Below are 23,132 nucleotides of genomic sequence, written 5' to 3' on the forward strand. Positions count from 1 at the left end.
TATCCTTCTATTATAAAAGATTATGATGGAATTCCAAACTGCGGTGATTTCATGTCCTCGGAATCCCTTGAATTCTCGGTTTAAGCGGCTGGTGTGAAGGGTAATACAGGGCGAAACCGCTTTACACATGAATAATAACACCACAACTATAGAGAAAAATATATTAACAATACGTTGAATCTTGGCTTAGTTATTTTATACAAAAGAACGATATGCGAAGGGAGATGTAATCATGAATAATCGAGTAAACGTTCCGCTGTATGCTTCATTATTAAGTGTGGCACTGTTAACAGCGTCATGTTCTTCAGGCGAACCCTTTACGGGAGGAACAGAGCAGTCGTCTCAGGGACAGGGAACCGGTCAGGGACAGACAGCCAACGGAGGCAATACCAGTGCAAGTGGAGACGAGAGTGGAGCGCAGAGAGAGACGGTTATGCCGTATCAGGCTTCCGTTCTGGTTGAAGGATTGAATGCACCATGGGAGATTGTGAGTGTGCCTGATGGTCGGATGTTCGTAACGGAACGCCCTGGTGCGATTCGAGTCATTGAGGATGGAAAACTAGCCCCTGAACCACTGATTGAATTCTCAGCCCCCTTTAATGAAGAAGGTGAAGGAGGTCTGTTGGGTCTTGCAGCTGATCCGGACTTTGAGGATAACGGTTATCTGTATGCATACCACTCCTATCTGGAAGGCGACGACATTGCCAATCGGGTGTTACGCCTCCAGGTGAATGATGGCAAAGCGGTCATAGACAAAGAACTACTTGGTAACATTCCAGGCGGGACAAATCATAATGGTGGGCGGATCAAGATTGGCCCGGACAAGTTGCTCTATATCACGACAGGTGAACGTTATGAACCGGAACTGTCACAGAACCAAGATAGCCTTGGGGGTAAAATATTGCGGATTAGTCTCGACGGATCGATCCCTACAGACAACCCATGGCCGAATTCACCTGTGTACAGTATGGGACACCGCAATGCACAGGGACTGGCCTGGAACCCGGACAACGGTTATCTCTATGCCACTGAGCATGGTCAGCGTAATCATGATGAGATTAACCGGATTGTAGCTGGTGAGAATTATGGCTGGCCTGAGGTGGAGGGAGACAACGATGACAATGGCGCATATCAGGCTCCGCTCGCACATAGTGGGAATGATACATGGGCGCCGTCCGGTGTAGCTTTTGTTGAAGAAGGACCATGGGCCGGATCGCTGATTGCTGCAAATCTGCGTGGAGAGCAGTTGCTGAAGGTTACTCTTTCGGAAGATGGCACACAGGTGGAGAAGGTGGAACCCATCTTCGAAGATGAATGGGGTCGAATTCGCAATGTGAGTGCTGGCGAGGACGGAAAGTTGTATGTGCTTACGAACAATCGGGATGGACGAGGATCGCCACGTGATGGAGATGACAAGCTGATTGTACTTACTCCGGAGAGCTAAGTCGGGGTCAAAGGAGATAAAATCAGTGTTACAGGAAAGCGTCGAACCGAACTCGTCTCGCCGTAAGGTAGTGGATGGAGTAAGTTTAAAACGAACGGTTGCCGCTTATCTTGAGCCAAAGCCCTGAAGTGCCCTGAATCTGAATCGCTCTAAATAAAATTTCTCTAACGAACCTGACGCACCTTAAATAGAGGTTTGGTGGCGTTCATAGTATATAACGAACCTCAGTCACGTTATATCGCCAAAATTCACTAGAAACCTGCCGAAAAACCAATGAAATGAGTAACTAAGGTATCTGGAGTTCGTTAGAAAATACTGATACTCAAAATACTGCGTATAGGGTGTCTGAGATTCGTTACAAAACAACTATAGCGTTTAGACTGTGCCTAATTCATTAAAGGTGAAACTCTGTGAAGAAGTAGGCACTTACGTTACGGATTTTCCGGTGAATTGATTTGCCAACCGGGCAGGGAAAGATACTGTGCACATGTCGTAGTTCAATATAAGATACTGCGTGCATACTGTATGCATAGCGTGTGCAATAGGAGCTAGCATACGGTCAACACCAGTGCAGTAGAGTGGTAGAAGTGCGTGGTTAATTAATTAAAGGAGCTGTCCCCGTCAAATTCATGACTTATGGGACAGCTCCTTGATTGTAATGTATGTTTCATCCTCACCTTGAATGAGCTACAACGCACAATGCTGCACGAAGAGAAACGGCGTTAAGAGGATGCGTTATCGTTCCCAAAGCATTCACAGCTCCGCGTTCTTTACCTACTCTGCGCTCTCCACAAGTGTGGCAATGCGCTGAGCGGGATCATTCGTGTACTCTCCACCGTGATAACAGAGAACCTTATTGAGCTTAAGGTTGGTCAGTTTCTTCAGGCTTCGCAGCGCTTCCGGCATGTCCGGTGTCGCGGGTGGCGCTGGGCCAACCAGTTCATCATCGACCACACGAAGTTCATCGGCAGCGAGCAGGAATTGCTGCTCTCCGAAATACAGGCAGATGTGGCCTGGCGTATGTCCCGGTGTATGAATGACCTGTGTACCTCCTTGAAGGGGTAATAAGTCTCCGTCCGACAGAGTTCTGCTGATGTTCACTTCAGGCAGCTGCAAGAGCAGTTGATCTGCCAGTGCCAAAACGGGCGCGGGCAACAGCGCACGACGTTCAGGCGTGAATTTGATCAAAGGTTTCTCACCTGTTAGATATGGAATCTCATCGGCATGTGCCCAGATTTCCAGATCGGGGATGGCATCCAGCAGAGCGCCCAGGTTACCGATATGATCAATGTCCTGATGGGTAATAATCACACGTTTGACGTCCGAGAGCTGTACACCCTCATGTTCCAATGCGGATTGAAGTTCTGCAAATTGTCCAATCATGCCGGTATCCACCAAGGTAACGCCATCTAAATCACGAAGCATGACGGGGAATATGGGGCTGTTCCCGGAAGGTGTAGGAATCTGAAGATTTAGCACAGTAATTGAAGTTGTTGGATGGCTCATGGTGATCCGGACCGTAGTCCGGTACACCTCCTTTTCTTTTTTAGCGATGATTGTTGTTATTCAGGGCGATTATATTTTAAGTGTTTTCTATATTTTTTTACCGTATGGAGTAATGTTTCGAACGTTTCTTCTTCATTACTGCCGTCCTTAACGATGGAGACAAACGAGAAGTTATCATGAACAAGTTTGTTCCTCGTCTGAAACACCAGGCTAAGGGCTTCAGCGAAGTGTTCCTTTTCGGATTCCAGAGCAATGAACTCTTTACTGAGTTCGGACTGAATAATCTCCATATTGGAGCGTGCACGGTAGGCAGGAGTTTTCATCAGCTGGGTCGAATTAAACTTTTTCTGATATACGTCTTTGTACAGTTGATGTAACATTTGTTCAATAATGGCGCATAGTTCGATGACCAGTGAAGCATATCTTCGGTTTTTGCGTTTTCGGGTGAGCTCACGTGTTTCTTCTTTGTCCAAAATACCGTATTTTTCATACAGCGTAGAATCAACGTTCTGCAAGATTTCCTGATATTCCTGTTCGAGTAGTGCGATTTCAAGTTTGGCTTGTTTTTTAACTTTTTTAAAATCTTCTTTGGTCAGCATACTTGTCCTCCCATGGAAACCGAGATGTGATCCTATCATTATCTCATATTGTCCGTCGTTGCGCCTCTAATTTCGGAACCTCAGGTTCAGAAGGGAAGTACCTCATGTCCAATCAGACAGCAATTGTAACAGGAGCTAACTCAGGTATGGGGTTGGCAACCACCATTGAACTTGCAAGACAAGGATATCACGTAATCATGGCGTGCCGCAGTGAGAAGCGCGGACAGGAGGCTCTTCAGGAAGCTGTGCGTCAGTCCGGCTCTTCTGCGATTGAATTGATGCTGTGTGACCTGGGTTCACTCGAAAGTATACGCCAGTTTGCCCGCACATTCCGCGAGCGTCATGATCGCCTTGACGTTCTGGTTAATAATGCGGGGGTGGTGATGGTCAAGCGGAAGGAAACCTCAGACGGGTTCGAACAAAGTATCGGTATTAACCATCTGGGGCATTTCCTGTTGACCTTACTTTTGATAGAACCTCTGAAAGCTGCGAAGCAGGGACGGGTTGTGAACGTTTCGTCAGGTGCTTACAAGGCCGGCAAAATCCACTTCGAAGATCCACATCTGCACAAAGGTTATAATCCGATCAAAAGCTACGCCCAATCCAAATTGGCTAACGTGTTGTTCACTCGTGCGCTGGCCCGCAAACTGTCAGGTACATCTGTCACGGTGAACTGTCTACACCCTGGTGCGGTGGGAACGAGTATTGGCGTAGATCGCAATACTGGATTTGGCACACGCATTATGGCGTTTGTGGGCAAGCTTCCATTCTTTTTGTCCCCTGAAGAAGGAGCGCGAACGGCTGTTTATCTGGCCACAAGCCCTGAAGTTGTCGGCATCACCGGGCGTTACTTCTATCAACAGAAAGAGCAGCAGCTGAAGAAACATGCCGTTGATGATGCTTCAGCTGAGCGTTTCTGGATATGGAGCGAAGAACAAGTTGGGCTGAAACCTGATGAGAAGTTGTAATTCAGCACAAGCTGATAAGTGACCAATAGATAGGGTCGTTACTTCTTTTATACTTTTGCCTTCACAGCCTGTTGGATCATTTCAATAACAGCTTCAATACGTTGGATGCCTTGATCTCCCTGACCGTATGCACGGACAGAGGCGGATGAGGCATTTTTCTCATTCTCTCCAAGTACGAGCGAATAAGGCACTTTTTCCATCTGGGCTTCACGGATTTTGTACCCGAGCTTTTCGCTACGTAGATCTGTTTCTACCCGAATGCCCGCAGCTCGGAGCTGGCTCTGTACTTGGAGTGCGTAGTCTGCGTAATGATCTGATACAGGCAGCAGCTTCACTTGCACAGGTGCGAGCCAGAGTGGGAACGCTCCCGCATAGTGCTCAGTCAGGATGCCGATGAAACGATCAATGGAACCGTAGATGGCACGGTGAATCACGACCGGACGGTGTTTCAGGCTATCCTCGCCAATGTAAGTGAGGTCGAACTTCTCCGGCATTTGAAAATCAAGCTGGATTGTTCCGCACTGCCAGCTGCGCTTCAACGCATCGAGGATATGAAAGTCAATTTTCGGTCCATAAAAGGCACCGTCTCCTTCGTTAATGCGATACTCCACGCCCCGGCGATCTAGTACATTTTGCAATGCACGTTCCGCCTGATCCCACAGTTCTTCCGATCCCATGGAATCTTCCGGACGAGTGGACAATTCGATCTTATATTCGAACCCAAAGATATCGTACATACGTCCGATCAGTGAGATCGCCTGATTAATCTCGTCCTCGATCTGCTCTGGCATGACGTAGAGATGAGCATCATCCTGGCAGAATGTCCGCACACGCATCATGCCGTTCAGGGCACCTGAGAATTCATGACGGTGAACCTGACCAAATTCCATCATGCGAATCGGTAATTCGCGATAGGAATGGAGTGTGTTTTTGAAGATCAGCATGTGCCCAGGACAGTTCATCGGTTTCAGTGCAAAAGTGGCATCGTCCACTTCCGAGAAATACATGTTGTCCTTGTAATGCTCCCAATGGCCGGATTGCTCCCACAGCCGGTTGTTCATCATGAGAGGAGTCCGAACTTCCTGATAACCTTCCTGTAATTGCAGCTCACGCGAGAATTGCTCCAGTTCAGTGCGAACAGTCATGCCTTTAGGCAGATAGAAGGGCATGCCAGGAGCTTCTTCGGAGAACATGAACAGTTCGAGCTCTTTGCCAAGTTTACGATGATCCCGTTTCTTCGCTTCTTCGAGCAAGTGCAGATGTTCATCCAGCTGTGCTTTGTTCGGGAAAGCAGTGCCGTAGATGCGTTGCAGCATCTTATTATCCGAGTTCCCCCGCCAGTACGCGCCAGCTACATTCAACAGCTTGAACGCTTTGATTCGACCAGTGGATGGAAGATGGGGACCGCGACACAGATCGAAGAACTCTCCTTGATCATAGATTGAAAGTTCGGCGTCCTCTGGCAAATCCTGAATGAGTTCAAGCTTGTAGGGGTCCTGGATCTCTCCGAAGATACGGAGGGCTTCTTCCCGGCTAACGACCCGGCGACTGATCTTATGATTCTCCTGAATGATTCTGTTCATTTCCCGCTCGATGGCAGCCAGATCACTGATGGACAAGGCATGCTCCAGATCAACATCGTAATAGAATCCATCTTCAATGACTGGGCCGATACCCAGTTTCACTTGTTCTGCACCGTAGATGCGTTTGAGCGCCTGTGCCAGCACATGTGCTGCGCTGTGACGATAACGATACAGACCTTCCGCGCTGTCCAAAGTAACAATAACGAGTTCGCAATCTTGCTTGAGCACCCAATCGAGATCGACATTTTGACCATCTACAATACCGCCAATGGCCTGTTTTCCCAGGCTTGTGCTGATAGATGAGGCGACCGCACCTACAGTGATGCCTGCTTCGTAAGAACGTACCACGCCACCTTGCAGACGGACCTCAATGGATTGACTGGATGGTTGTAGATCATTTGCTTGGCTGTTTATTTGTTTACCTGAATTGTTGCTTGCTGAGTTACTGTTTTCTTGTTTGCTCATGTGAACCACTCTCCATTTCTTAAAATGAAAGCGCAAAAAACACCCGTCCCGGAAAAGGGACGAGTGCGCTTGGCTCGTGGTTCCACCCTAATTTTGGTTATGGTGCACCCTGCTCTCGGCCAGCCGCCGGAACAGAAAACATCATAACCCTCATTGGAATCCGTTATCGGGGATCAGGCGGTGAACTCTACTGGCAACAAGCCGAACATCCGAGAGAGGTTCGAAATGATGAGGTTCGAGGTCACGGCTGCAGAGGGGTAATTCCGGTCCGTTCGCTGAAGAAGGTTTCACCAATCCCCTCTCTCTCTGGGCAGCACGCAAACGAAATCATGTCTCTGGTCATCGCCAAATATGTTAGATCAACTCATTGAAGTTATCCTGAAATGTGTTGCATTCAATATCAATATATTGGAACAGGTGTTATTGAGTGTCGATTATATAGACTGAAAATGGAAAGGTCAAGCGGAACATTTTAATTGGTTTCGGACGGCCCATCCCATATTAAGCAAATGATCGTTCCTTCACCAGGGGTGGACTGTACCTCAATACGACCATTCATGGCTTCGATCAAACCTTTGGTTACCGCCATGCCCAGCCCTGATCCAACGTCCGATGTACCTGTATCTGTACCGCGATAGTATCGTTCAAATAACTTCCATACCGTCTCGGGGTCCATGCCTCTTCCATTATCGGCAAACTGAATGCTGAATTCATCTGCCTGCGTACCAGAATGCACACTGACAACCAGAATGGACTCGGGCGGATTATGAAGAAGGGCATTGGCGGTCAGATTATCCACAATTCGTTCAAACGACGGAATATGGACAAGGCCATACACTGGCACTTCAGAAGGTTGGAATAGGATGCGACCTTCCCCGTATGCCGGATTCCGTTCAGCGCGCTGGATCAGATCACGGAGCAACGTATTTACGTCAGTCTCTTCCACCACAGGTTGATATCCTCCACTGCGTAATCGATAGGTCATGGCAAGGTCGTTGACAAGCCTGTCCATATACGTGGATTTATCAAGCATTATGCCCGCGAATTCCCTGACTTCTTCCGCCGTCCAGCTATACTTATCTGCCTCAAGCATATGAGCATATCCCTGAATGGAAGAGAGGGGGGTCTTCAGGTCATGTGTTATGCCAGCAATCCACTCCTCCCGCAGAGAATCGGTCTGTTTCCGAAGTTCTTCATCTTGCTTCAAAGTGTGAGACAAGGCCTGCATGGAGCGAAGCACTTCAGCATACACGTTGTATTTTCGCTTCCACTTTCCGTTACGACGCTGACTGCGAGGCACTCCAAAGGCTCCGGTAGGTTCCTCGTAATGTCCTCGTTCCAGACGCTGTAACCATTGGAGCATATGCAGCATGGGTGAACCGAATCGGTTGGCATACCAGAAGGCAAGCAAAATGAGCAGAATGATGATGGACACAATCAATACAACCAATGCCGGTTCCAGAATAAAACTGTAGGGGTTTTGGTTTCCGGTCGCCAATGGATCACCAGGTATGCTAATCAGCCAGGTAGTTTCATTCTGTTCGTCGTACCACGTGGCAACAGACATACCTGATCGACTCGGATAGCGAACTTGCAGAACGAGTTCCTGAATGGTGTATTCGCTAGGTACGCCCATGGCCGGTTTGTTATAGGAGGAGAGTTCGCTTCCTGACGCGTCCAATACTTGAAGATAAGCATTGGCGGCACGGAGGGCCTCCTGTTGGTCGGTCTTAAGATCAAGCTTCCCGTTGGTGAAAGCAAGGTCTGAACGAATCTTATTCATTAAGGACTTGGCCGGGTTACTCTCACCATATAACAAGGTGAATTCCTTCCCGTTTTTCTCCCGAATCAGCATGACAATCTGATAAGGGAACGGCTTCTGGATTTCCCAGTATGCAATCAATTCCCCCGGTTTATAGTGAGTAGGAACATCAGCAGGTGTGTGATATTCATCAATAGCGTAACCTTGTTCATCCAGAACCTGGAGCCAGCCTTGATTTTTATCCACTTGTTTCAGCAATTCGGGGTCATATCGGATCGTATTATCTGGCAGAATCTCTGCTGTATTAATCAATTGGTCCAGACCATTAACAGCAAAATCATCCACCAGATTCACTTCATTTACCTTTTGCACAACCCAGTAGGTGGCTACAGACCCAAGCAGGATGATCAGAACGACTGCACCGGCAAGCATCCCGATAAACCGGGTCATTAACCTGCGACGAATACTCATGGGCGTGACACATGTTCCGGCTGAATCAGTTTGTAACCCAGACCCCGGACGTTGACGAGAAACACCGGATTGGAAGGATCGGCTTCAATGCGCTCCCGAATGCGGTGAATATGAACCATCACGGTATTGTCATCACTAATGGATTCAGAGCCCCAGACCCGTTCATATAGATCTGATTTGGTGAAGATTCGATTGGGATGCTTGCAGAAAAAGAGCAGTAGTTGAAACACAAGTGCCGGACAGGATACCGATTCTCCTTCAACCCGAAGCTCACCAGCCCATTCCAGCACCTGGAATCGTCCAAAGTCGTACACGCCTTCCGGCATGCTGGGAGATGACGTATTTACGTTGGATGGGAAGGGTTCCGAGATCGCTGCGGTTTTAGAAGGTAAATAACGCTTAAGCAATGATTTAATTCGAGCAACGACTTCCAGAGGATTAAAGGGTTTGACCACATAATCGTCGCCACCAACGGCGAATCCGGTTAATTTGTCATAATCGGTTGTCTTGGCCGTCAGAAACAGGATGGGCGCATCGGTGACCTGCCGTAGAAAAGGACAGATTTCCAGTCCGCTTTTGCCAGGAAGCATGATGTCGAGCACGATGCAATGATAGGTCTTGTTGTTGCATGCCTCAATGGCAGCTTCGCCTGTTGTAACGGTATCAATATCGAGAAACTGCTCTTTGAGCAGAACGGTTTTGAGCATATGCAGAATGGCCTGTTCATCATCCACAAGCAGTAATGAGACGTTATCCATAGTTTAAAAATGACCTCCTGATCCTTCCGTTGTGTGTATTGCTAATCATACCATCCAAGAAGGCTGTATAGCGTATGAGCTATCTTAACGGAATCTTAATTATACAGCCTCAAAAGGTATTGCAAGTTTAACTACATGTAAGATGGGGTTAGACGAAGGATAAGACTCATTCTGTACACTTAACTGGAAAGTATAACGATTAACAGAAGGGATGTTGAGAATGAACAGAGAAGGTCATCTGAAATCAGAACATCATACACATTCAAAATTACAGCATAGAAAGGGCTGGAAGGTGCTTGCGATTACCCTTGGAGCTTGCGTGATATTGTCTGCTTGCGGCAACAGCAATTCCATTACTTCTGACCAGGCAGAGCAGCAGTCAGCCGAACAGGCATCCAATAATGAAACGAGCGAGAACTCTAATCAGGAGCAGAACTCAAGTTCAGAGGTGAGCGCGATGGTTACACCGGACAATTTCATAGATACGTTGATGAACGGTTCAAAGGATGCAATCTATAATCAGTTCTCTCCCGAGTTTAAGGGGACGTTAACGCTTGAACAGTTCAAAACGACCGCTGATCCTTTTCTGGAGGGTGTTGAATCGTGGGAGCAAGTGGTAGACGCCAAAATGAATCAATTAACCGAGGTTGCCTGGAAGGATCAGACTGGGACCAAAGGGATTCGAGCCTATTTTTCCGAAGAAAATCAAATTGAAGGCCTCTTGATCCAACCGCTGCAAGCTTATGAGGACACGGATGCCAAATTCACCAAAACGGAATTTCAATTGCCGATGAAGGGGGAATGGTACGTATTCTGGGGAGGCAATGATGCCTTGTCAAACTATCATTATGAGCACGAAACGCAGCGTTATGCACTGGATATCGTACGGACCAAAGAACAATCCAGTTATCAAGGTGATGCAACGGCAAACGAAAACTATTATGCTTTTGGTGAACCACTCTATGCAGCTGCCGATGGAACCGTTGTCGATATCAAGAACGATATACCGGACAATGTACCGGGTGTGATGAATCCAGAAGAGCCGGCGGGTAACTATGTGGTGATCGACCATGGCAACAGTGAATACAGCATCACGGGACACATCAAGGAAGGCAGTGTTTCGGTCAAAAAAGGAGATAAGCTCAAGCAGGGAGACCCTATCGGTGAGCTTGGTAATTCGGGTAACTCCAGTGAAGCTCATCTGCATTTCCAGGTATCGGATGGCCCGGATCTGTTCACATCTCGCTCAATTAACATTCGTTGGGCAGACCAGAGTCAGCAGTTAACTCGTGGGAACACAATACAGGGACTGGCGGAGTAATGATGGAGTAATTCTCTGTCAGAATGTTAGGGATGACGAAGGCTTCTATTTTCCATTATAATATCCTCTATGATAATAGAACGATCTGGAATGATGGAGGAATAGCGATGAAACTGGAAGATGTGCAGATTGAATATGCGCGCCTGGAGGACTTGCCGAGGATTGTAGAAATTTATAATTCTACCATTGAGGGCCGTATGGCAACAGCGGATTTGGAGCCGGTGACGGTGGAGCAACGTTTGCCTTGGTTTGAGGAACATACACCGGAACATCGTCCGCTTTGGGTGATGAAGCAGGCAGGACAGGTGGTCGCTTGGGCGAGTCTCAGTTCATTCTATGGACGTCCTGCGTATAATGGAACGGTGGAAGTCAGTGTATACGTGGATCAGCAATGCCGTGGAATTGGGGCTGGTGGACGTTTGCTCGAAACGGTATTTGCAGCATGTCCTGCACTTGGGATTACGACCATTCTCGGATTTGTTTTCGGACATAACGAACCGAGTCTGGGGTTATTGCGCAAGCATGGTTTTGAACAGTGGGGTTATTATCCCGAAGTGGCCGTGTTGGATGGTATGAATAGAGATCTGGCGATTTTGGGCAAAAAAATATAAGTGTCGTTCTTGTTCGTGAGATAAGAACATTGAAAACCTCCAACCTAAATGATAGGATTGGAGGTTTTTTGTCGTTCAACTATATTCGTCGCTATGTGAAAGTGTAGGTTGTGCTTACACGCCAAGCTGATGTTTAATCTCTTGAATCTGTCCCAGATGACGTTCCTCATGATAACTTGTAAAGTCAATCCATTGTGTAAGATCCATCTCACCAAATACGGGATGAGGAAAGGACTTGCTGCGCAGCAGGTCAGGATCATGATCCAATGCAAAGTTATTTAACGCTTGGTGAGATTCGTCCAGATCACCGCGTACATCTGCAAGTGCTTCAGGCGCTGCTGGCGGCTGAAGATGGGGTGGTGCCTCGACGGGGCGGCTGCGGTCCAACGATAATTCATATGTTTTTTTGTCCACAGACACCGTCTGTTCCTTTTCGAGAGCCAGGCGGGCTTGTTTTCCAATTACATTTTCCATCAGGTTCAGATGACGTAGTACTTGCATAATACTCCATTGCGCGGGTGAAGGTTTTTGGTTCAATTGTTCTTCTTCGAGTCCCGAGACGGCTTCCCAGATTTGGTTGCGTATATCGTCATTACGAGTAAACATCGTATAATCCTCTCCTTATATATGGGTTCTGTGATGCGGGCAGTCTGTGTATGTTCATTACCCCAAATATGGATGCTTATCCTATAAGCCTAAAGAATGGAAAGAATGAATGCGAATCATAGGTAAGATTAGCCTTGTTAGATGTAATTTGTGCCCAATAAAAAAAGCCGTTCTCTAATGAACGGTTCGTTTCAATCCATCTCAAGTCCAAAAAAAGATTGACGGGCAGACCCCGGCAAACTATAATCGGTACAAGTAACTTGATATGTAAGGAGTCCTGACATGATATGTTAGTAATCGACGAGGTGTATCACCATACAGCATTGCAAATATCATCGTCCGATTTATTGTACCTTATCGAACGGCTGAAGGTCAAAAAAGAAAATGAGATCCAAACGCTCAAGCAGAAGATAGAACAGTTCGAACAAAAGCGTCGAGCAGAAGAGGTTGCTTATCAATCGTTGTCGCCCGTACGCAAATGGTTTGCGGGACGCCCCGCATCCCATCATCAGGCGGTAGAGTATATGGTGCAGGTAAAGGAACGTTTTCGCAAGATGGAACAGATTCGCAGACGCATACGTGAGTTGGATCAGATCGCAGAACGAATTAAGCATCCGGACAGCATTGAGCGAGACGAGATTGAGCTTGCGCCCGATACAATCCGTGAGCTCAGACAGCTTAGTGAAACGGAGGATGTACAAGCATGACTTTGGAGACGTTAAGCACCGGGATTGATACGGTCTGGGTCGTACTGAGTGCAGCGATGATTTTATTGATGGAGGGTGGATTCGCCCTGCTCGAGGCTGGCTTTGTGCGTTATAAAAATAGTGTGAACATTATTATGAAGGTATTTGCTGACATTACGATTGGAACGTTACTGTTCTATGCCATCGGTTTTGGACTGATGTATGGTTCGGACGTTGGCGGTTTTGCGGGAGTAACGGGATTTTTCCTGAATGGGGATTTGTCTCATCTGGACGTACCGGTATCTCTGGAGACATTCTGGTTGTTCCAGGCTGCCTTTACCATTGCCGTTATTTCCATCGTTTCAGGAGCGGTAGCAGAGCGGATCAACTTCCGTGCCTACCTGTTGTATATCATATTGATGACGGCGATCATCTATCCAATTGGTGGACACTGGGCATGGGGCGGCGGCTGGCTTAGTCAGCTGGGGATGCAGGACTTTGCCGGTTCGGCTGTCATCCATGCACTCGGCGGATTCTCGGCACTGGCTGCTGCGATTATCATTGGTCCGCGTAAAGGGAAGTACACGCCACTTGGTGTAAGTGCCATCGCACTCCCGAGCAATCTGCCACTGGCATCTGTAGGTGCATTTCTGTTATGGTTCGGCTGGTTTGGCTTCAATGCTGGGAGTACACTCAGCGCGACGGATGTAAGAATTGGTCACATTGCGATTGTCACGATGTTATCTGCGGCTTCGGGTGGTGCGGTTACGTTACTGTATACGTTATTCCGCTTCAATCGTTCAGATGCACCATCGGTCATTAACGGTTCGCTTGCGGGACTGGTCGGCATTACGGCAGGCTGTGCTTTTGTTGGCGATGTAGCAGCGATATTCATTGGGGCAGTATCCGGCTTATTGATGATGGCTGCCACCAACTGGCTGGACCGTCGGCAGATTGATGATCCGGTTGGTGCTTTCCCGGTGCATGCCGCATCAGGGATGTGGGGCACGATTGCTGTAGGTCTGTTTGCCACGGATGGTGGATTATTCATGGGTGGCGGCTGGAGGTTGCTGGGTGTTCAGGCACTTGGCCTTACAGCCTTGGTCATCTGGGGATTCGCCATGACCTGGATCGGGTTAAAGTTGATTGGCAAAATTGTGCCTGTACGTTCGACAGAAGAAGAGGAAGATCTGGGTCTGGATATCAGCTATCATGGTGTGATGGCAGCCCATCAGGCCCATGAATTCCTGGACGGTGAGGAGCATATGCGTGCTTACCAGGAAAAGTCCTCTGATCCGAATCGTTAAATGCAATATAGGATAAAGAAGTAGACTGACAAGGAATGTCAGTCTCTTTTTTCTATATAAATTGAAATACACATTTACATGAGAACGTAGAGGACAGAAAGAACCTGAAGAAACAAAGAGTTCGCCTTTATCCCCGGATTTTTACCTTTGCAAAGGTGAATCAAAAAAATTCTGGGGATAACAGCGATCGGAAGGTTGTTCTGTCATCGGAGTTGTAAGTGTAAAATATTCTTAAGTTCAATTTATATAGAAGCAGGGAAAGACGTCCGGGCGGAAGAATATACAGGTGTGAACCTGAATATGTCTCAGCATAGGTGTATTGTCAAAAGGGGAGGATCTATATGATTAAGCCAGAACAATGTGAACGTCTGACCAGAAAAGCCCGTAAAACACTTGAGGAATATGGTTTGGGAGTTGCTGCCGATCTGTTGTTATCTTCAAGCCGCTGGGGAATTCGCCTGGATGTATCCACACTGGACGAATATCGCAGAACAGGAAACTCACGTGTGGGTGGACATCCGGATTTGCCGAGTCGCATGGAATGGCCCGTAACACAAGAAGGAGTTCCAATGACTTTCCTGGCCCAACTGAACCTGGTGGATTTGTCGCCGTATACGCCGAATGATGGGCGCGGGACATTGCCTGAACGTGGCATGTTATACTTTTTCGTTGGCACGGATGAATCTGCTTGTCCCATTGAACATCGTGTGATTTTTGAGCCGAGTTCTCATAACCTGATAAGGCGAGAGCCTGAGGGAGATACCGCGCTGGATGGAGCCCCGTTTGTTGCACATTCGGTGACTGTGCTGCCTAATCTTGAGTTTCCTACATATGCATATATTGACGTCAACGCGCTGAATGAGCTCTCGCCGTCTCAGCTTGAGAGCGATGAGGCCGAAGCGGAAGTGAGTCTGTATGACCGATACCTTGAATTCGAGTCGAGCTGGAATCATCCGAGTATGCTGAATTGGGGTGGTATGTTTGGATATCCTGACGGGCAGCATCCAGATGCCGAGCATCGTGCCTTATTACAGATCGCACTGGGAGAAGAGTATGATTATAATGAGCAGGAGTGTGAGAAGAAGCTGACCAAGCATTACGGCGGTGATGAGGATCGGACATGGCAGGAACTATCCGATACGCTGCTGCTGTTAAAGATAGATACACATGATGCTATTGGTTTCCAATGGTGGGATTGCGGGGAATTACAATTTTTCATTCGCAAGTCTGACTTGGAGGCTGGACGATTCGAGCATACGTATTGTTCGTTATACTCAAGTTGAGCAAAGATTTGAAATCAAATAGGCAACAAAATGTCCTGAATCCCGTCTATAAGAAGGAGGAAGGACTTTTTTGTTCGTAGATGTTTATATAAATTGAACTAAAGAATATTTACACTGCACACTCCGATGACAGAACAACCTTCCGATCGCTGTTATCCCCAGATTTTTTTGATTCCTTTTATAAAGGGGAAATCCGGGGATAAAGGCGAACGCGTTGCTTCTTCAGGTCCTTTCTGTCTTCTACGTTTTGTGTAAATGTTTTGTTCAATTTATATAGATTTGGGGTATATATTAGGGAGGGATATCTTGGTTGATAACCGATCATATGTTCTGTATAATGGGATAAAAAGGAAGTGTATCTGTTGATTCAATCTGCGTTCAAACATATTGACGTGGCTGTAACATCGTTGATTGATATATGTGATCAGTTGTCGGAAGAAGATTTGGCTTTGACTCCAATTGAAGGTAAACGGCCTGTTGGAGAATTACTAGCCCATCTGTCTGTGATCTGCCGAGCGGATGTTTATATTTCCGAAGGTGCAACGGAGGAAGAGATGGCTCAATTCTATGCAGAGAACCAGGTGCATTCGCTCGATGAGATCAAGCAGGCTTTAATTGATAACCAGATGTATCTATACCAACGGTACAGGCAGTTTAACACGGAAGAGTTATTACATGTGACGGATTCGTACTGGGGAGCTTCCTATAGTCGGCTGGAGTGGTTACTTGAGATTATGGGGCATGTATATCATCACAGAGGACAATTGTATACGATGCTGACCCTAACGGGCAAAGAACCCGAATCAGTACTTTTTAAATAGAAACAGATAGAATACATATAAGCATGTTATAGGAAACATCATGGGATAAAGTGGTAATAGACCGACGATACTACACGTTATACGTGAAATAACGGAGGATTCTGGTATGGAACGACACGATACATGGAATGCATCGATGGACAATACGTTGATTGACAGGTTAAAACAGATTCCTGAACTTGATCAGGCTACACGGATTGAACCCGTTATGAAGGGTTATTCAGCGGATGCTAAATTCAAAATGTTTGTCCCTGACCAAGGCCATGTGTTGGTGAGGGTATATGATGTTGCTGAGGAATGGATGAAGCAAAGGGAATATCAATGTTTGAAGAGCATGCAACAATTAGGTGTACTGTGTCCAGCAACGTTGGGCACAGGTAGATTGGATGAGAAGAACGAATATATGATTCTTAGCTACATTGAAGGCGAAGATGCTTCCGAGAGACTGCCTCAACTGAATGAACAGCAACAGTGGGCGGTTGGCTTTGAAGCAGGAGCGCAGCTACAGCTGATTCACCAGTTGCCGATGGAGGAACAGACAGAATCATGGTACATACGCAAGAGCACCAAGCATCAACGTTACATGGAGCGCTATAAACAGTGCCCGATCGTGATGAAAGAGGATCAGGCTATTCTAACGTTTATTGCAGACCATCTCGGTTGGATGAAAAATCGTCCAGATGGATTTCAGCATGATGACTTTCACCCGAGCAATCTTGTCGTTAAGCAGGATAAACTCGCAGGAGTGATTGATTTTAATCGTTATGATCAAGGGGATCCCATCCATGAATTTTTGAAGCTGGGTTTGTTTGCTTCGGAGATCAGTATTCCATATTCCATAGGTCAGATTCAGGGCTATTTCGATGGCAATGAACCGGATGAGTTATTCTGGAGATTGTATTCACTGTATACGGCTATGGCGCTGGTGTCTTCTGTGGTGTGGATTCAGCAGGTGAAGCCGGAAGAGACACATGAGATGATGACCAAGATCGAACGTGTCCGTGAAGATCACGATGATTTTCGCAGTTTCGTCCCTCGGTGGTATACTTTGAACAGGTAAAAAATTGGGGAAGGGAAAGGAATAATGCCGTGGCACAGCCAGCAACCATTCTGCTTGTGGATGATGAGCAGGAGATTATTAAACTGATGGAAATTTATTTTGGCAACGAGGGTTATCGGATTCTCACCGCGAATGATGGGCTTGAAGCACTGGAACAATTGAAAAAAGAGTCGATCGATCTCATTATTCTAGATGTTATGATGCCAAATATGGACGGAATCGAAGCTTGTATGAAAATTCGGGAAGAGCAGAAAATGCCGATTATCATGCTGTCCGCCAAAAGTATGGATATGGATAAAATCACAGGGCTAAGCATCGGTGCTGATGATTATGTGACCAAACCATTTAACCCGCTTGAACTTGTCGCACGGGCCAAATCCCAGCTGCGCAGGTATCATACCTTCAATGAAGGTCGGGAGAACAAAGAGCACGAGTGGGTTATTGATGATCTAGTCATTAATACAGATACACATGAAGTTTGGGTTGATGAGCAGCCGGTTCGTCTGACTCCGCGTGAATTTGCTGTTCTTGAATTACTGGCTCGCCACCAAGGTTCAGTACTCAGTATGGAACAGATCTATCGTCAGGTCTGGAAGGAAGAATTCATGGAGTCGAATAATACCGTCATGGTACATATTCGCAAGATTCGTGAGAAGATTGAACTCGATAGCAAACATCCCAAGTTCATTCAGACCGTATGGGGTGTTGGTTACAAGATGATCAAACCGCAATAAACATGTACATCCACAGGATGTCATGTGACATGAACACATTCAGGGAGTTCCTACTATGAATTCAAAGTTGATTAATACAGTCCGTTGGAAATTTATCTATGCATTTCTGCTGAGCGGCATATTAACTGCAGTTATTTTGTACGGGGGCAGCCAGGTGGGGCAGACCATCCTGGAAGCTCAGGCGTATCCGGATTATTCCATTCCGGCCCAAGGGATCAGGTGGTTGGTGAATAATATCGGTTCGGTGCCTTTGATGATTGTGGTGGGCGTGCTTGGTTTTGTGCTGTTTTTTTTCCTGTTCTCTCGTAAGGTGATGCGGGTTCTGGATGAAATTACGGCGGGAATTCAGGAAGTTGCCAAAGGAGAGTTATCCCATCGCATCGAAGTGAAGACCTCGGATGAATTCGGAGTGGTTGCTGCAAGCATTAATCAGATGGCTGAACAATTGCAGTTATCGCTTCAGGAAGAGCGTAATGCAGTTGCTGCCAAAAACGATCTGATTACGGGGATATCACATGATCTGAGAACACCACTCACTTCTATTCTGGGATTTCTGGAGTACATTGAGAAGGATCGCTACCAGGATGAGATTGAGATGCGCTATTATGTTAGCATCGCCTATGAGAAATCCCTGACTCTTCGTAAGCTGATTGATGACTTGTTCGAATATACGCGTGTGAGTGGCGGGAGTCTTCCGTTGTCTTTGCAAGCATTGAACCTGAATTCGTTTCTGATGCAGCTGGCTGAAGAGTTTACTCCCATGCTGGAGGATGCTGGCATGACCTACAAGATCATCGGCGGGCAAGAGCCACTATGGATACAAGCTGCTCCAGGAGAGCTTGTAAGAGCGTATGAGAATCTGTTCAGCAATGCCATTCGGTATGGTTCGCAAGGTAAACTAATGGAGATTGGGCTGGCCCTTGAAGGTGATGAGGCTGTAGTCCGCATCAGTAATTATGGTGAACCGATTCCGGCGCAAGATCTGCCACATCTGTTTGATCGATTCTATCGTGTGGATAAATCGCGTTCCCGTGAAACGGGAGGTACGGGTCTAGGCCTGGCGATTGCCAAATCGATGATTGAATTACATCGAGGAAGTATCGTTGCCTACAGTGAAAAGGGCAGAACGGATTTTGTTACCCGATTTCCTGTAACTGCTGCTCCGCCAAGTAATTACGAAGAGTAGTAATAATTAAGAATTTGGTAAGAAGTTAACTACTTCCTCATTAAGAAATATTCGGTATGCTACCTCTATTACTTATTGTTGTATAGAGGAGGATACGAATATGAAGACCCGATTCAGTACTGTAAGACTAAGATACATATACATTGGAGGAGCAAGCGCGTTACTGAGCGCAGCGCTCCTTTTTGTCGTTTATCACGTGCTGCGATTTGCGCATCACCACGTCCTTCCTGATACAGCATGGATAACGCGTATGATGAACTGGGGAATCAACCATATTGGAACAAAGCCGTTCTTCATATTCATTGGTGGAGCCGTGTTTGCGATCTTTTTCTGGATTCGATCCCAGAAGATTGCGGAAGATCTCAGTCAACTTGCGCGTGGAACAGCCGAACTTGCATTGGGCCACAATCCTGGAAGAATTGATGTTCTAAGTGGTGGTGAACTACGACAAATTGCTGCCAATCTGAATAGGATTGCTATTCTCCTGCATGAGGAAGGGCGGAGCAGATCAGAACCGAAACAGGAGAAAAGAGAGATACAGGGAGCTTCTATTAAGCATGAGCAACCCGGACTTCAGCAACATGTGGAAGAAGACAAGGAGAACGCTCAAACTACTTCTACACAGGTTGACTTGCCGATAAAACTTACTCTCTACGGTATTGAATCTTCTCTGGATGAGATCATCGAAGGGCGCTGTCAGGATGAGGTGGAAGTTCAGCATTGGGCCAAGTTGGCATATGAACAGACATTGCTGCTTCAACATGCTCTAGAGATTACACAACGGAATGGACAGGAACGCGGAGTTTCAATGGAACAGGTACACAAGGAGCCTGAATGTTGAAGCACAGGGGCAAGCGACGGATGTATCACGTATTTGATGGAGCAGTGGTTGTCGTTTTGATCTTGGCCTTTTTCTATCTCTATCTGATTACTTATGGCGAAGGATTGCTTCGCAATCGTCCTGAGGCCATGCAGGTGGCCTCCTCAACCATTATTACGAATGCAGAGGGGACCGAAATTTCGAGGTTGCATACGCAGACCAAAGGGTATTCCGAATATGCTGATCTGAACGCCATGCCGGATTTATTAAAGATGGCTTTTTTGGCTACAGAAGATCGACGTTTCTACAACCATGATGGACTGGATTTCATCGGACTCGGCAGGGCCATTGTGCAAGACATTATACATATGAATCTGAGTCAGGGAGGAAGCTCCATTACACAGCAACTGGCAAGAAATCTGTATTTGAATGGGGATAAAACGTTGAGTCGAAAGGTGAATGAGATATCGATTGCGATGGCCCTGGAGAAGAGGTATAGCAAGGATGAACTTCTGGAGATGTATCTGAATCAGATCTACATGGGACGCCAGCAGTATGGTGTAAAGGCGGCAGCCTGGCGGTATTTCGGAATTAAGGATATGCACCAGTTGGAACTATGGCAGATTGCTACATTGGCCGGAATGCCCAAAGGTCCATCCATATACAATCCAGTAGATCATCCTGAACTTTCCAAACAAAGACGTGCCGTTATCCTTGGACTAATGCATGAACAGGGACTAATTACACGAAAGCAGATGCTCAAAGCCCGTGACGTCGATTTCACGCCGCCTGAAACCGTATTGAATGCAACAACTTCACCGGGCTTGAGCAAGCCCGCATATGTGTCTGCCGTGGATGCTGTGATTCAGGAGGCTTCTCGGCTCACAGGTAAAAGTGAAGCGGAGATTCAATCGGCAGGTTGGGTTATTCAAACCGGGCTAGACCAGCAGGCACAACTGGCGATGGAAGAAACATTTGCAGACACTACCCGATTCCCCGATGATCGCCAAGACGAGCTAGTCCAGGCAAGTATGGTTATTATCGATCAGCACAACGGTGAAGTGAAAGCGATGATGGGTGGACGTAATCCCTTAAAAGGGGGCATCAACCGGGCGATTATGGATGCAAGGCAGCCAGGCTCTTCTTTTAAACCGATTATTGCATATGGCCCTGCGTTGGAGTCGGGGAAGTTCAAGCCAGAGAGCATACTACCGGATAAACGCATGCAATATGGCAGCTATCAACCTTCCAATCTCGGTGGGCGTTACAGTGGTTCAATATCCATGTCCCAAGCCCTGCAAAAGTCCATTAATGCACCAGCCGTATGGCTGCTTCATGAGACAGGGCTAAACGATGCACATCAATTTGCGGCACGACTCGGCATTGAACTGGGGAAAGAAGATCTAAACCTCTCGATTGCCTTGGGCGGTGTGCATCAGGGGGTGTCACCAATGAAGATGGCTCAGGCCTATACCGTGTTTGCGAATAATGGCAAGTTGAATACAGCCCATCTGATACGCCAGATTACAGATTCCCGTGGACGAACAATATATGCTCATACGTCGGAAAACAAGCAGGTAATCTCCTCTAGCACGGCGAATGCCATGACCAGAATGCTGCAAAATGTAGTCAGTCAGGGGACCGGAAGCCGGGCACAGTTAGGGCAGCACAAGGTAGCGGGTAAAACGGGAACAACACAGGCTGCAATACAAGGTGTGGGAAGAGAGGCCAATCGGGATCTGTGGTTTGTGGGCTATACGAGTAATTGGACTGCGGCGGTTTGGATGGGATTTGATCATACAGATACAGAACATTATATGAGGTCAGGAAGTGGTGTTGCAGCGGAGTTGTTTGCAACGGTAATGAAACGCGCGATGCGATAAACGTCTAAGGGAGGAGATCATAGGCCAGATGCTCCGTTTATCCTCTTAAATACACAGAATCTAGATTTTAATGTATAATATGTTTTTTTATCTAGTGTAAAAGGAGGATGGAATGAACTATAGTAACTCGGATACAGATACGGATATGAACTCGCTGCAACCCAAAACCGGGATCAGACCGGAACGGCCTGGTATCTCCGGATTGGGCGGATGGCTTATTTTAATCCAGATCAGTCTTTGGCTTGCGCTGGTGTTTCTCATCTCGGATGTATCGCAGGTGAATGTTATCATGGACCCTGCCAGATGGGAAGTAGGCCGTGGTGTCGATCCTCAGATTTACAGGGAGACGATCCGTCCACTCCTGTGGTTTGGTTTCATAAGCAGTACCATTCTATTGATGATCGTTATCGTGAATCTCATTCTTTTATATAAACGGAAGAGACAGTTTCCGCGTATGATGATGGTGATGTACCTGATGAATGTGATCATAAGCATCGTGACGTGGATTCTGATTGCGCGCAATGAAATCCCAAGAGAACAGCATGTGCTTGATGCAACTCCGGCTTTTCAGTTGATCGTACGATCCATTCTGACGTGCTGTATCTTTATCCCGTATTTCCTAAAATCGGTCCGTGTGAAGAATACGTTCGTGAAGTAAATAGACTTCTTTGATTGTCTCACTGCACTATAGTGCTCTATAGGATAGTGGCACGTAAGGCCCGTTGTTATACAAGATTTTATCCTGTATGCCAACGGGCCTTACGTGTGCTGATATATGAAAAGAATAATCATTTCGATGATGATTTTGCCCGAAGTGAGGCGGGAATTCGGCGTATCATCTGGTTTAATACCTCGGATAACACCAGGCCTACGGCAATGGCGCCGGATAACATGAGTGCCTTGGCGGCCATCTCCATAGCGGCACTGTAGTCATTTTGCACAAAACTTCGCATCGCATTATACGCCAGTCCACCAGGAACCAGAGGGATGATGCCTGCAACGCTGAAGATGATGACGGGTGCGCGAAACATGCGAGAGAATACCTGGCTGATGACACCTACGGCTATGGTCGCTGCAAGTGTAGCAGGAACCGCATCCGCTGCATATTCAAGCACGATATAGATGATCCAGCCGATCATGCCGACAAATCCACCGTGGAGCAGCATGCGCCTTGGTGCATTGAAGATGATTCCAAACGCGGCTGAAGCGACAAAACTGGTTAAGGCTTGTTCAATAAAATGGAGCATCTCCTGTATTC

Annotated in this window: 21 protein-coding genes; 14 read left to right on the forward strand and 7 right to left on the reverse strand. The window is 47.0% G+C overall.

Annotated elements, in window-relative coordinates; genetic code table 11:
* The first annotated feature begins 232 nt into the window (after positions 1-232).
* Positions 233-1,444 carry a PQQ-dependent sugar dehydrogenase gene (locus tag NZ043_RS16655; protein WP_133386807.1) on the forward strand — a complete coding sequence of 404 codons (1,212 nt, stop codon included), beginning with the start codon at positions 233-235 and terminating at the stop codon, positions 1,442-1,444.
* Positions 1,445-2,218: 774 nt separating this feature from the next.
* Here NZ043_RS16655 and NZ043_RS16660 read toward each other — a convergent pair.
* Positions 2,219-2,950 carry an MBL fold metallo-hydrolase gene (locus NZ043_RS16660; RefSeq protein ID WP_339312780.1) on the reverse strand — a complete coding sequence of 244 codons (732 nt, stop codon included), beginning with the start codon at positions 2,948-2,950 and terminating at the stop codon, positions 2,219-2,221.
* Between the two features lie 56 nt (positions 2,951-3,006).
* Positions 3,007-3,549 (reverse strand): hypothetical protein, encoded by a 543-nt coding sequence (locus NZ043_RS16665; protein ID WP_133386809.1) that lies wholly within the window; start codon positions 3,547-3,549, stop codon positions 3,007-3,009.
* Positions 3,550-3,653: 104 nt separating this feature from the next.
* On the opposite strand from NZ043_RS16665, the gene NZ043_RS16670 reads away from it, so the two are divergent.
* On the forward strand, positions 3,654-4,517 hold the full coding sequence (locus NZ043_RS16670) for an SDR family oxidoreductase (protein WP_091033492.1): 864 nt from the start codon (positions 3,654-3,656) through the stop codon (positions 4,515-4,517).
* 47 nt (positions 4,518-4,564) lie between these two features.
* Here NZ043_RS16670 and thrS read toward each other — a convergent pair whose 3' ends face one another.
* The 3 genes from thrS to NZ043_RS16685 all read right to left on the reverse strand — a co-directional run bounded on the left by thrS (position 4,565) and on the right by NZ043_RS16685 (position 9,556).
* Positions 4,565-6,565 (reverse strand): threonine--tRNA ligase, encoded by a 2,001-nt coding sequence (gene thrS / locus NZ043_RS16675; RefSeq protein ID WP_339308923.1) that lies wholly within the window; start codon positions 6,563-6,565, stop codon positions 4,565-4,567.
* A 472-nt stretch (positions 6,566-7,037) separates the two neighbouring features.
* A complete protein-coding gene (locus NZ043_RS16680; protein WP_339308924.1) occupies positions 7,038-8,798 on the reverse strand; it encodes a HAMP domain-containing sensor histidine kinase in 1,761 nt (586 codons plus the stop codon).
* A complete protein-coding gene (locus NZ043_RS16685; protein ID WP_339308925.1) occupies positions 8,795-9,556 on the reverse strand; it encodes a response regulator transcription factor in 762 nt (253 codons plus the stop codon). Before NZ043_RS16685 ends, NZ043_RS16680 begins: the two co-directional genes overlap by 4 nt.
* Before the next feature lie 220 nt (positions 9,557-9,776).
* Here NZ043_RS16685 and NZ043_RS16690 point away from each other — a divergent pair, with 220 nt between their 5' ends.
* Positions 9,777-10,877 carry a peptidoglycan DD-metalloendopeptidase family protein gene (locus NZ043_RS16690; RefSeq protein WP_133386812.1) on the forward strand — a complete coding sequence of 367 codons (1,101 nt, stop codon included), beginning with the start codon at positions 9,777-9,779 and terminating at the stop codon, positions 10,875-10,877.
* A 107-nt stretch (positions 10,878-10,984) separates the two neighbouring features.
* Entirely contained in the window at positions 10,985-11,488 is a 504-nt protein-coding gene (locus NZ043_RS16695) for an N-acetyltransferase family protein (RefSeq protein ID WP_339308926.1), read from the forward strand.
* Positions 11,489-11,602: 114 nt separating this feature from the next.
* On the opposite strand, the gene NZ043_RS16700 is transcribed toward NZ043_RS16695, so the two are convergent.
* A complete protein-coding gene (locus NZ043_RS16700) occupies positions 11,603-12,094 on the reverse strand; it encodes a DinB family protein (protein WP_339308927.1) in 492 nt (163 codons plus the stop codon).
* Positions 12,095-12,381: 287 nt separating this feature from the next.
* Here NZ043_RS16700 and NZ043_RS16705 point away from each other — a divergent pair, with 287 nt between their 5' ends.
* The 10 genes from NZ043_RS16705 to NZ043_RS16750 all read left to right on the forward strand — a co-directional run bounded on the left by NZ043_RS16705 (position 12,382) and on the right by NZ043_RS16750 (position 22,532).
* The gene (locus tag NZ043_RS16705) at positions 12,382-12,801 is read left to right on the forward strand and encodes a hypothetical protein (RefSeq protein WP_036610699.1); all 420 of its coding nucleotides are present in this window, start codon (positions 12,382-12,384) and stop codon (positions 12,799-12,801) included.
* The gene (locus NZ043_RS16710; protein ID WP_036610695.1) at positions 12,798-14,087 is read left to right on the forward strand and encodes an ammonium transporter; all 1,290 of its coding nucleotides are present in this window, start codon (positions 12,798-12,800) and stop codon (positions 14,085-14,087) included. Before NZ043_RS16705 ends, NZ043_RS16710 begins: the two co-directional genes overlap by 4 nt.
* Positions 14,088-14,428: 341 nt before the next feature.
* Positions 14,429-15,370 carry a YwqG family protein gene (locus tag NZ043_RS16715; RefSeq protein ID WP_133386815.1) on the forward strand — a complete coding sequence of 314 codons (942 nt, stop codon included), beginning with the start codon at positions 14,429-14,431 and terminating at the stop codon, positions 15,368-15,370.
* Positions 15,371-15,723: 353 nt separating this feature from the next.
* Positions 15,724-16,191 (forward strand): DinB family protein, encoded by a 468-nt coding sequence (locus NZ043_RS16720; RefSeq protein ID WP_240768266.1) that lies wholly within the window; start codon positions 15,724-15,726, stop codon positions 16,189-16,191.
* A gap of 106 nt (positions 16,192-16,297) precedes the next feature.
* Positions 16,298-17,251, forward strand: a complete 954-nt coding sequence (locus tag NZ043_RS16725; protein WP_339308928.1) for an aminoglycoside phosphotransferase family protein — start codon at positions 16,298-16,300, stop codon at positions 17,249-17,251.
* Positions 17,252-17,280: 29 nt separating this feature from the next.
* Positions 17,281-17,985 (forward strand): response regulator transcription factor, encoded by a 705-nt coding sequence (locus NZ043_RS16730; RefSeq protein WP_026081203.1) that lies wholly within the window; start codon positions 17,281-17,283, stop codon positions 17,983-17,985.
* A 55-nt stretch (positions 17,986-18,040) separates the two neighbouring features.
* Positions 18,041-19,171 (forward strand): HAMP domain-containing sensor histidine kinase, encoded by a 1,131-nt coding sequence (locus NZ043_RS16735; RefSeq protein ID WP_091033461.1) that lies wholly within the window; start codon positions 18,041-18,043, stop codon positions 19,169-19,171.
* A 100-nt stretch (positions 19,172-19,271) separates the two neighbouring features.
* Complete coding sequence (locus NZ043_RS16740) at positions 19,272-20,012, forward strand: hypothetical protein (protein ID WP_133386818.1); 741 nt, start codon at positions 19,272-19,274, stop codon at positions 20,010-20,012.
* A 20-nt stretch (positions 20,013-20,032) separates the two neighbouring features.
* Complete coding sequence (locus NZ043_RS16745) at positions 20,033-21,874, forward strand: PBP1A family penicillin-binding protein (RefSeq protein ID WP_249911456.1); 1,842 nt, start codon at positions 20,033-20,035, stop codon at positions 21,872-21,874.
* 112 nt (positions 21,875-21,986) lie between these two features.
* A complete protein-coding gene (locus NZ043_RS16750) occupies positions 21,987-22,532 on the forward strand; it encodes a DUF2569 domain-containing protein (RefSeq protein WP_339308929.1) in 546 nt (181 codons plus the stop codon).
* Between the two features lie 130 nt (positions 22,533-22,662).
* Here NZ043_RS16750 and NZ043_RS16755 read toward each other — a convergent pair whose 3' ends face one another.
* The gene (locus tag NZ043_RS16755) at positions 22,663-23,121 is read right to left on the reverse strand and encodes a threonine/serine exporter family protein (RefSeq protein WP_036610676.1); all 459 of its coding nucleotides are present in this window, start codon (positions 23,119-23,121) and stop codon (positions 22,663-22,665) included.
* Positions 23,122-23,132: the final 11 nt, after the last annotated feature.

The organism is Paenibacillus sp. FSL k6-2145 (assembly GCF_037976585.1).
In the GTDB taxonomy this organism is placed as follows: Bacteria; Bacillota; Bacilli; order Paenibacillales; family Paenibacillaceae; genus Paenibacillus.

Coding starts and splice junctions, on each gene's coding strand:
- NZ043_RS16655 (WP_133386807.1), top strand. CDS start 233: ATGAATAATCGAGTAAACGTTCCGCTGTATGCTTCATTATTAAGTGTG.
- NZ043_RS16660 (WP_339312780.1), bottom strand. CDS start 2,950: ATGAGCCATCCAACAACTTCAATTACTGTGCTAAATCTTCAGATTCCT.
- NZ043_RS16665 (WP_133386809.1), bottom strand. CDS start 3,549: ATGCTGACCAAAGAAGATTTTAAAAAAGTTAAAAAACAAGCCAAACTT.
- NZ043_RS16670 (WP_091033492.1), top strand. CDS start 3,654: ATGTCCAATCAGACAGCAATTGTAACAGGAGCTAACTCAGGTATGGGG.
- thrS (WP_339308923.1), bottom strand. CDS start 6,565: ATGAGCAAACAAGAAAACAGTAACTCAGCAAGCAACAATTCAGGTAAA.
- NZ043_RS16680 (WP_339308924.1), bottom strand. CDS start 8,798: ATGAGTATTCGTCGCAGGTTAATGACCCGGTTTATCGGGATGCTTGCC.
- NZ043_RS16685 (WP_339308925.1), bottom strand. CDS start 9,556: ATGGATAACGTCTCATTACTGCTTGTGGATGATGAACAGGCCATTCTG.
- NZ043_RS16690 (WP_133386812.1), top strand. CDS start 9,777: ATGAACAGAGAAGGTCATCTGAAATCAGAACATCATACACATTCAAAA.
- NZ043_RS16695 (WP_339308926.1), top strand. CDS start 10,985: ATGAAACTGGAAGATGTGCAGATTGAATATGCGCGCCTGGAGGACTTG.
- NZ043_RS16700 (WP_339308927.1), bottom strand. CDS start 12,094: ATGTTTACTCGTAATGACGATATACGCAACCAAATCTGGGAAGCCGTC.
- NZ043_RS16705 (WP_036610699.1), top strand. CDS start 12,382: ATGTTAGTAATCGACGAGGTGTATCACCATACAGCATTGCAAATATCA.
- NZ043_RS16710 (WP_036610695.1), top strand. CDS start 12,798: ATGACTTTGGAGACGTTAAGCACCGGGATTGATACGGTCTGGGTCGTA.
- NZ043_RS16715 (WP_133386815.1), top strand. CDS start 14,429: ATGATTAAGCCAGAACAATGTGAACGTCTGACCAGAAAAGCCCGTAAA.
- NZ043_RS16725 (WP_339308928.1), top strand. CDS start 16,298: ATGGAACGACACGATACATGGAATGCATCGATGGACAATACGTTGATT.
- NZ043_RS16735 (WP_091033461.1), top strand. CDS start 18,041: ATGAATTCAAAGTTGATTAATACAGTCCGTTGGAAATTTATCTATGCA.
- NZ043_RS16740 (WP_133386818.1), top strand. CDS start 19,272: ATGAAGACCCGATTCAGTACTGTAAGACTAAGATACATATACATTGGA.
- NZ043_RS16745 (WP_249911456.1), top strand. CDS start 20,033: ATGTATCACGTATTTGATGGAGCAGTGGTTGTCGTTTTGATCTTGGCC.
- NZ043_RS16750 (WP_339308929.1), top strand. CDS start 21,987: ATGAACTATAGTAACTCGGATACAGATACGGATATGAACTCGCTGCAA.
- NZ043_RS16755 (WP_036610676.1), bottom strand. CDS start 23,121: ATGCTCCATTTTATTGAACAAGCCTTAACCAGTTTTGTCGCTTCAGCC.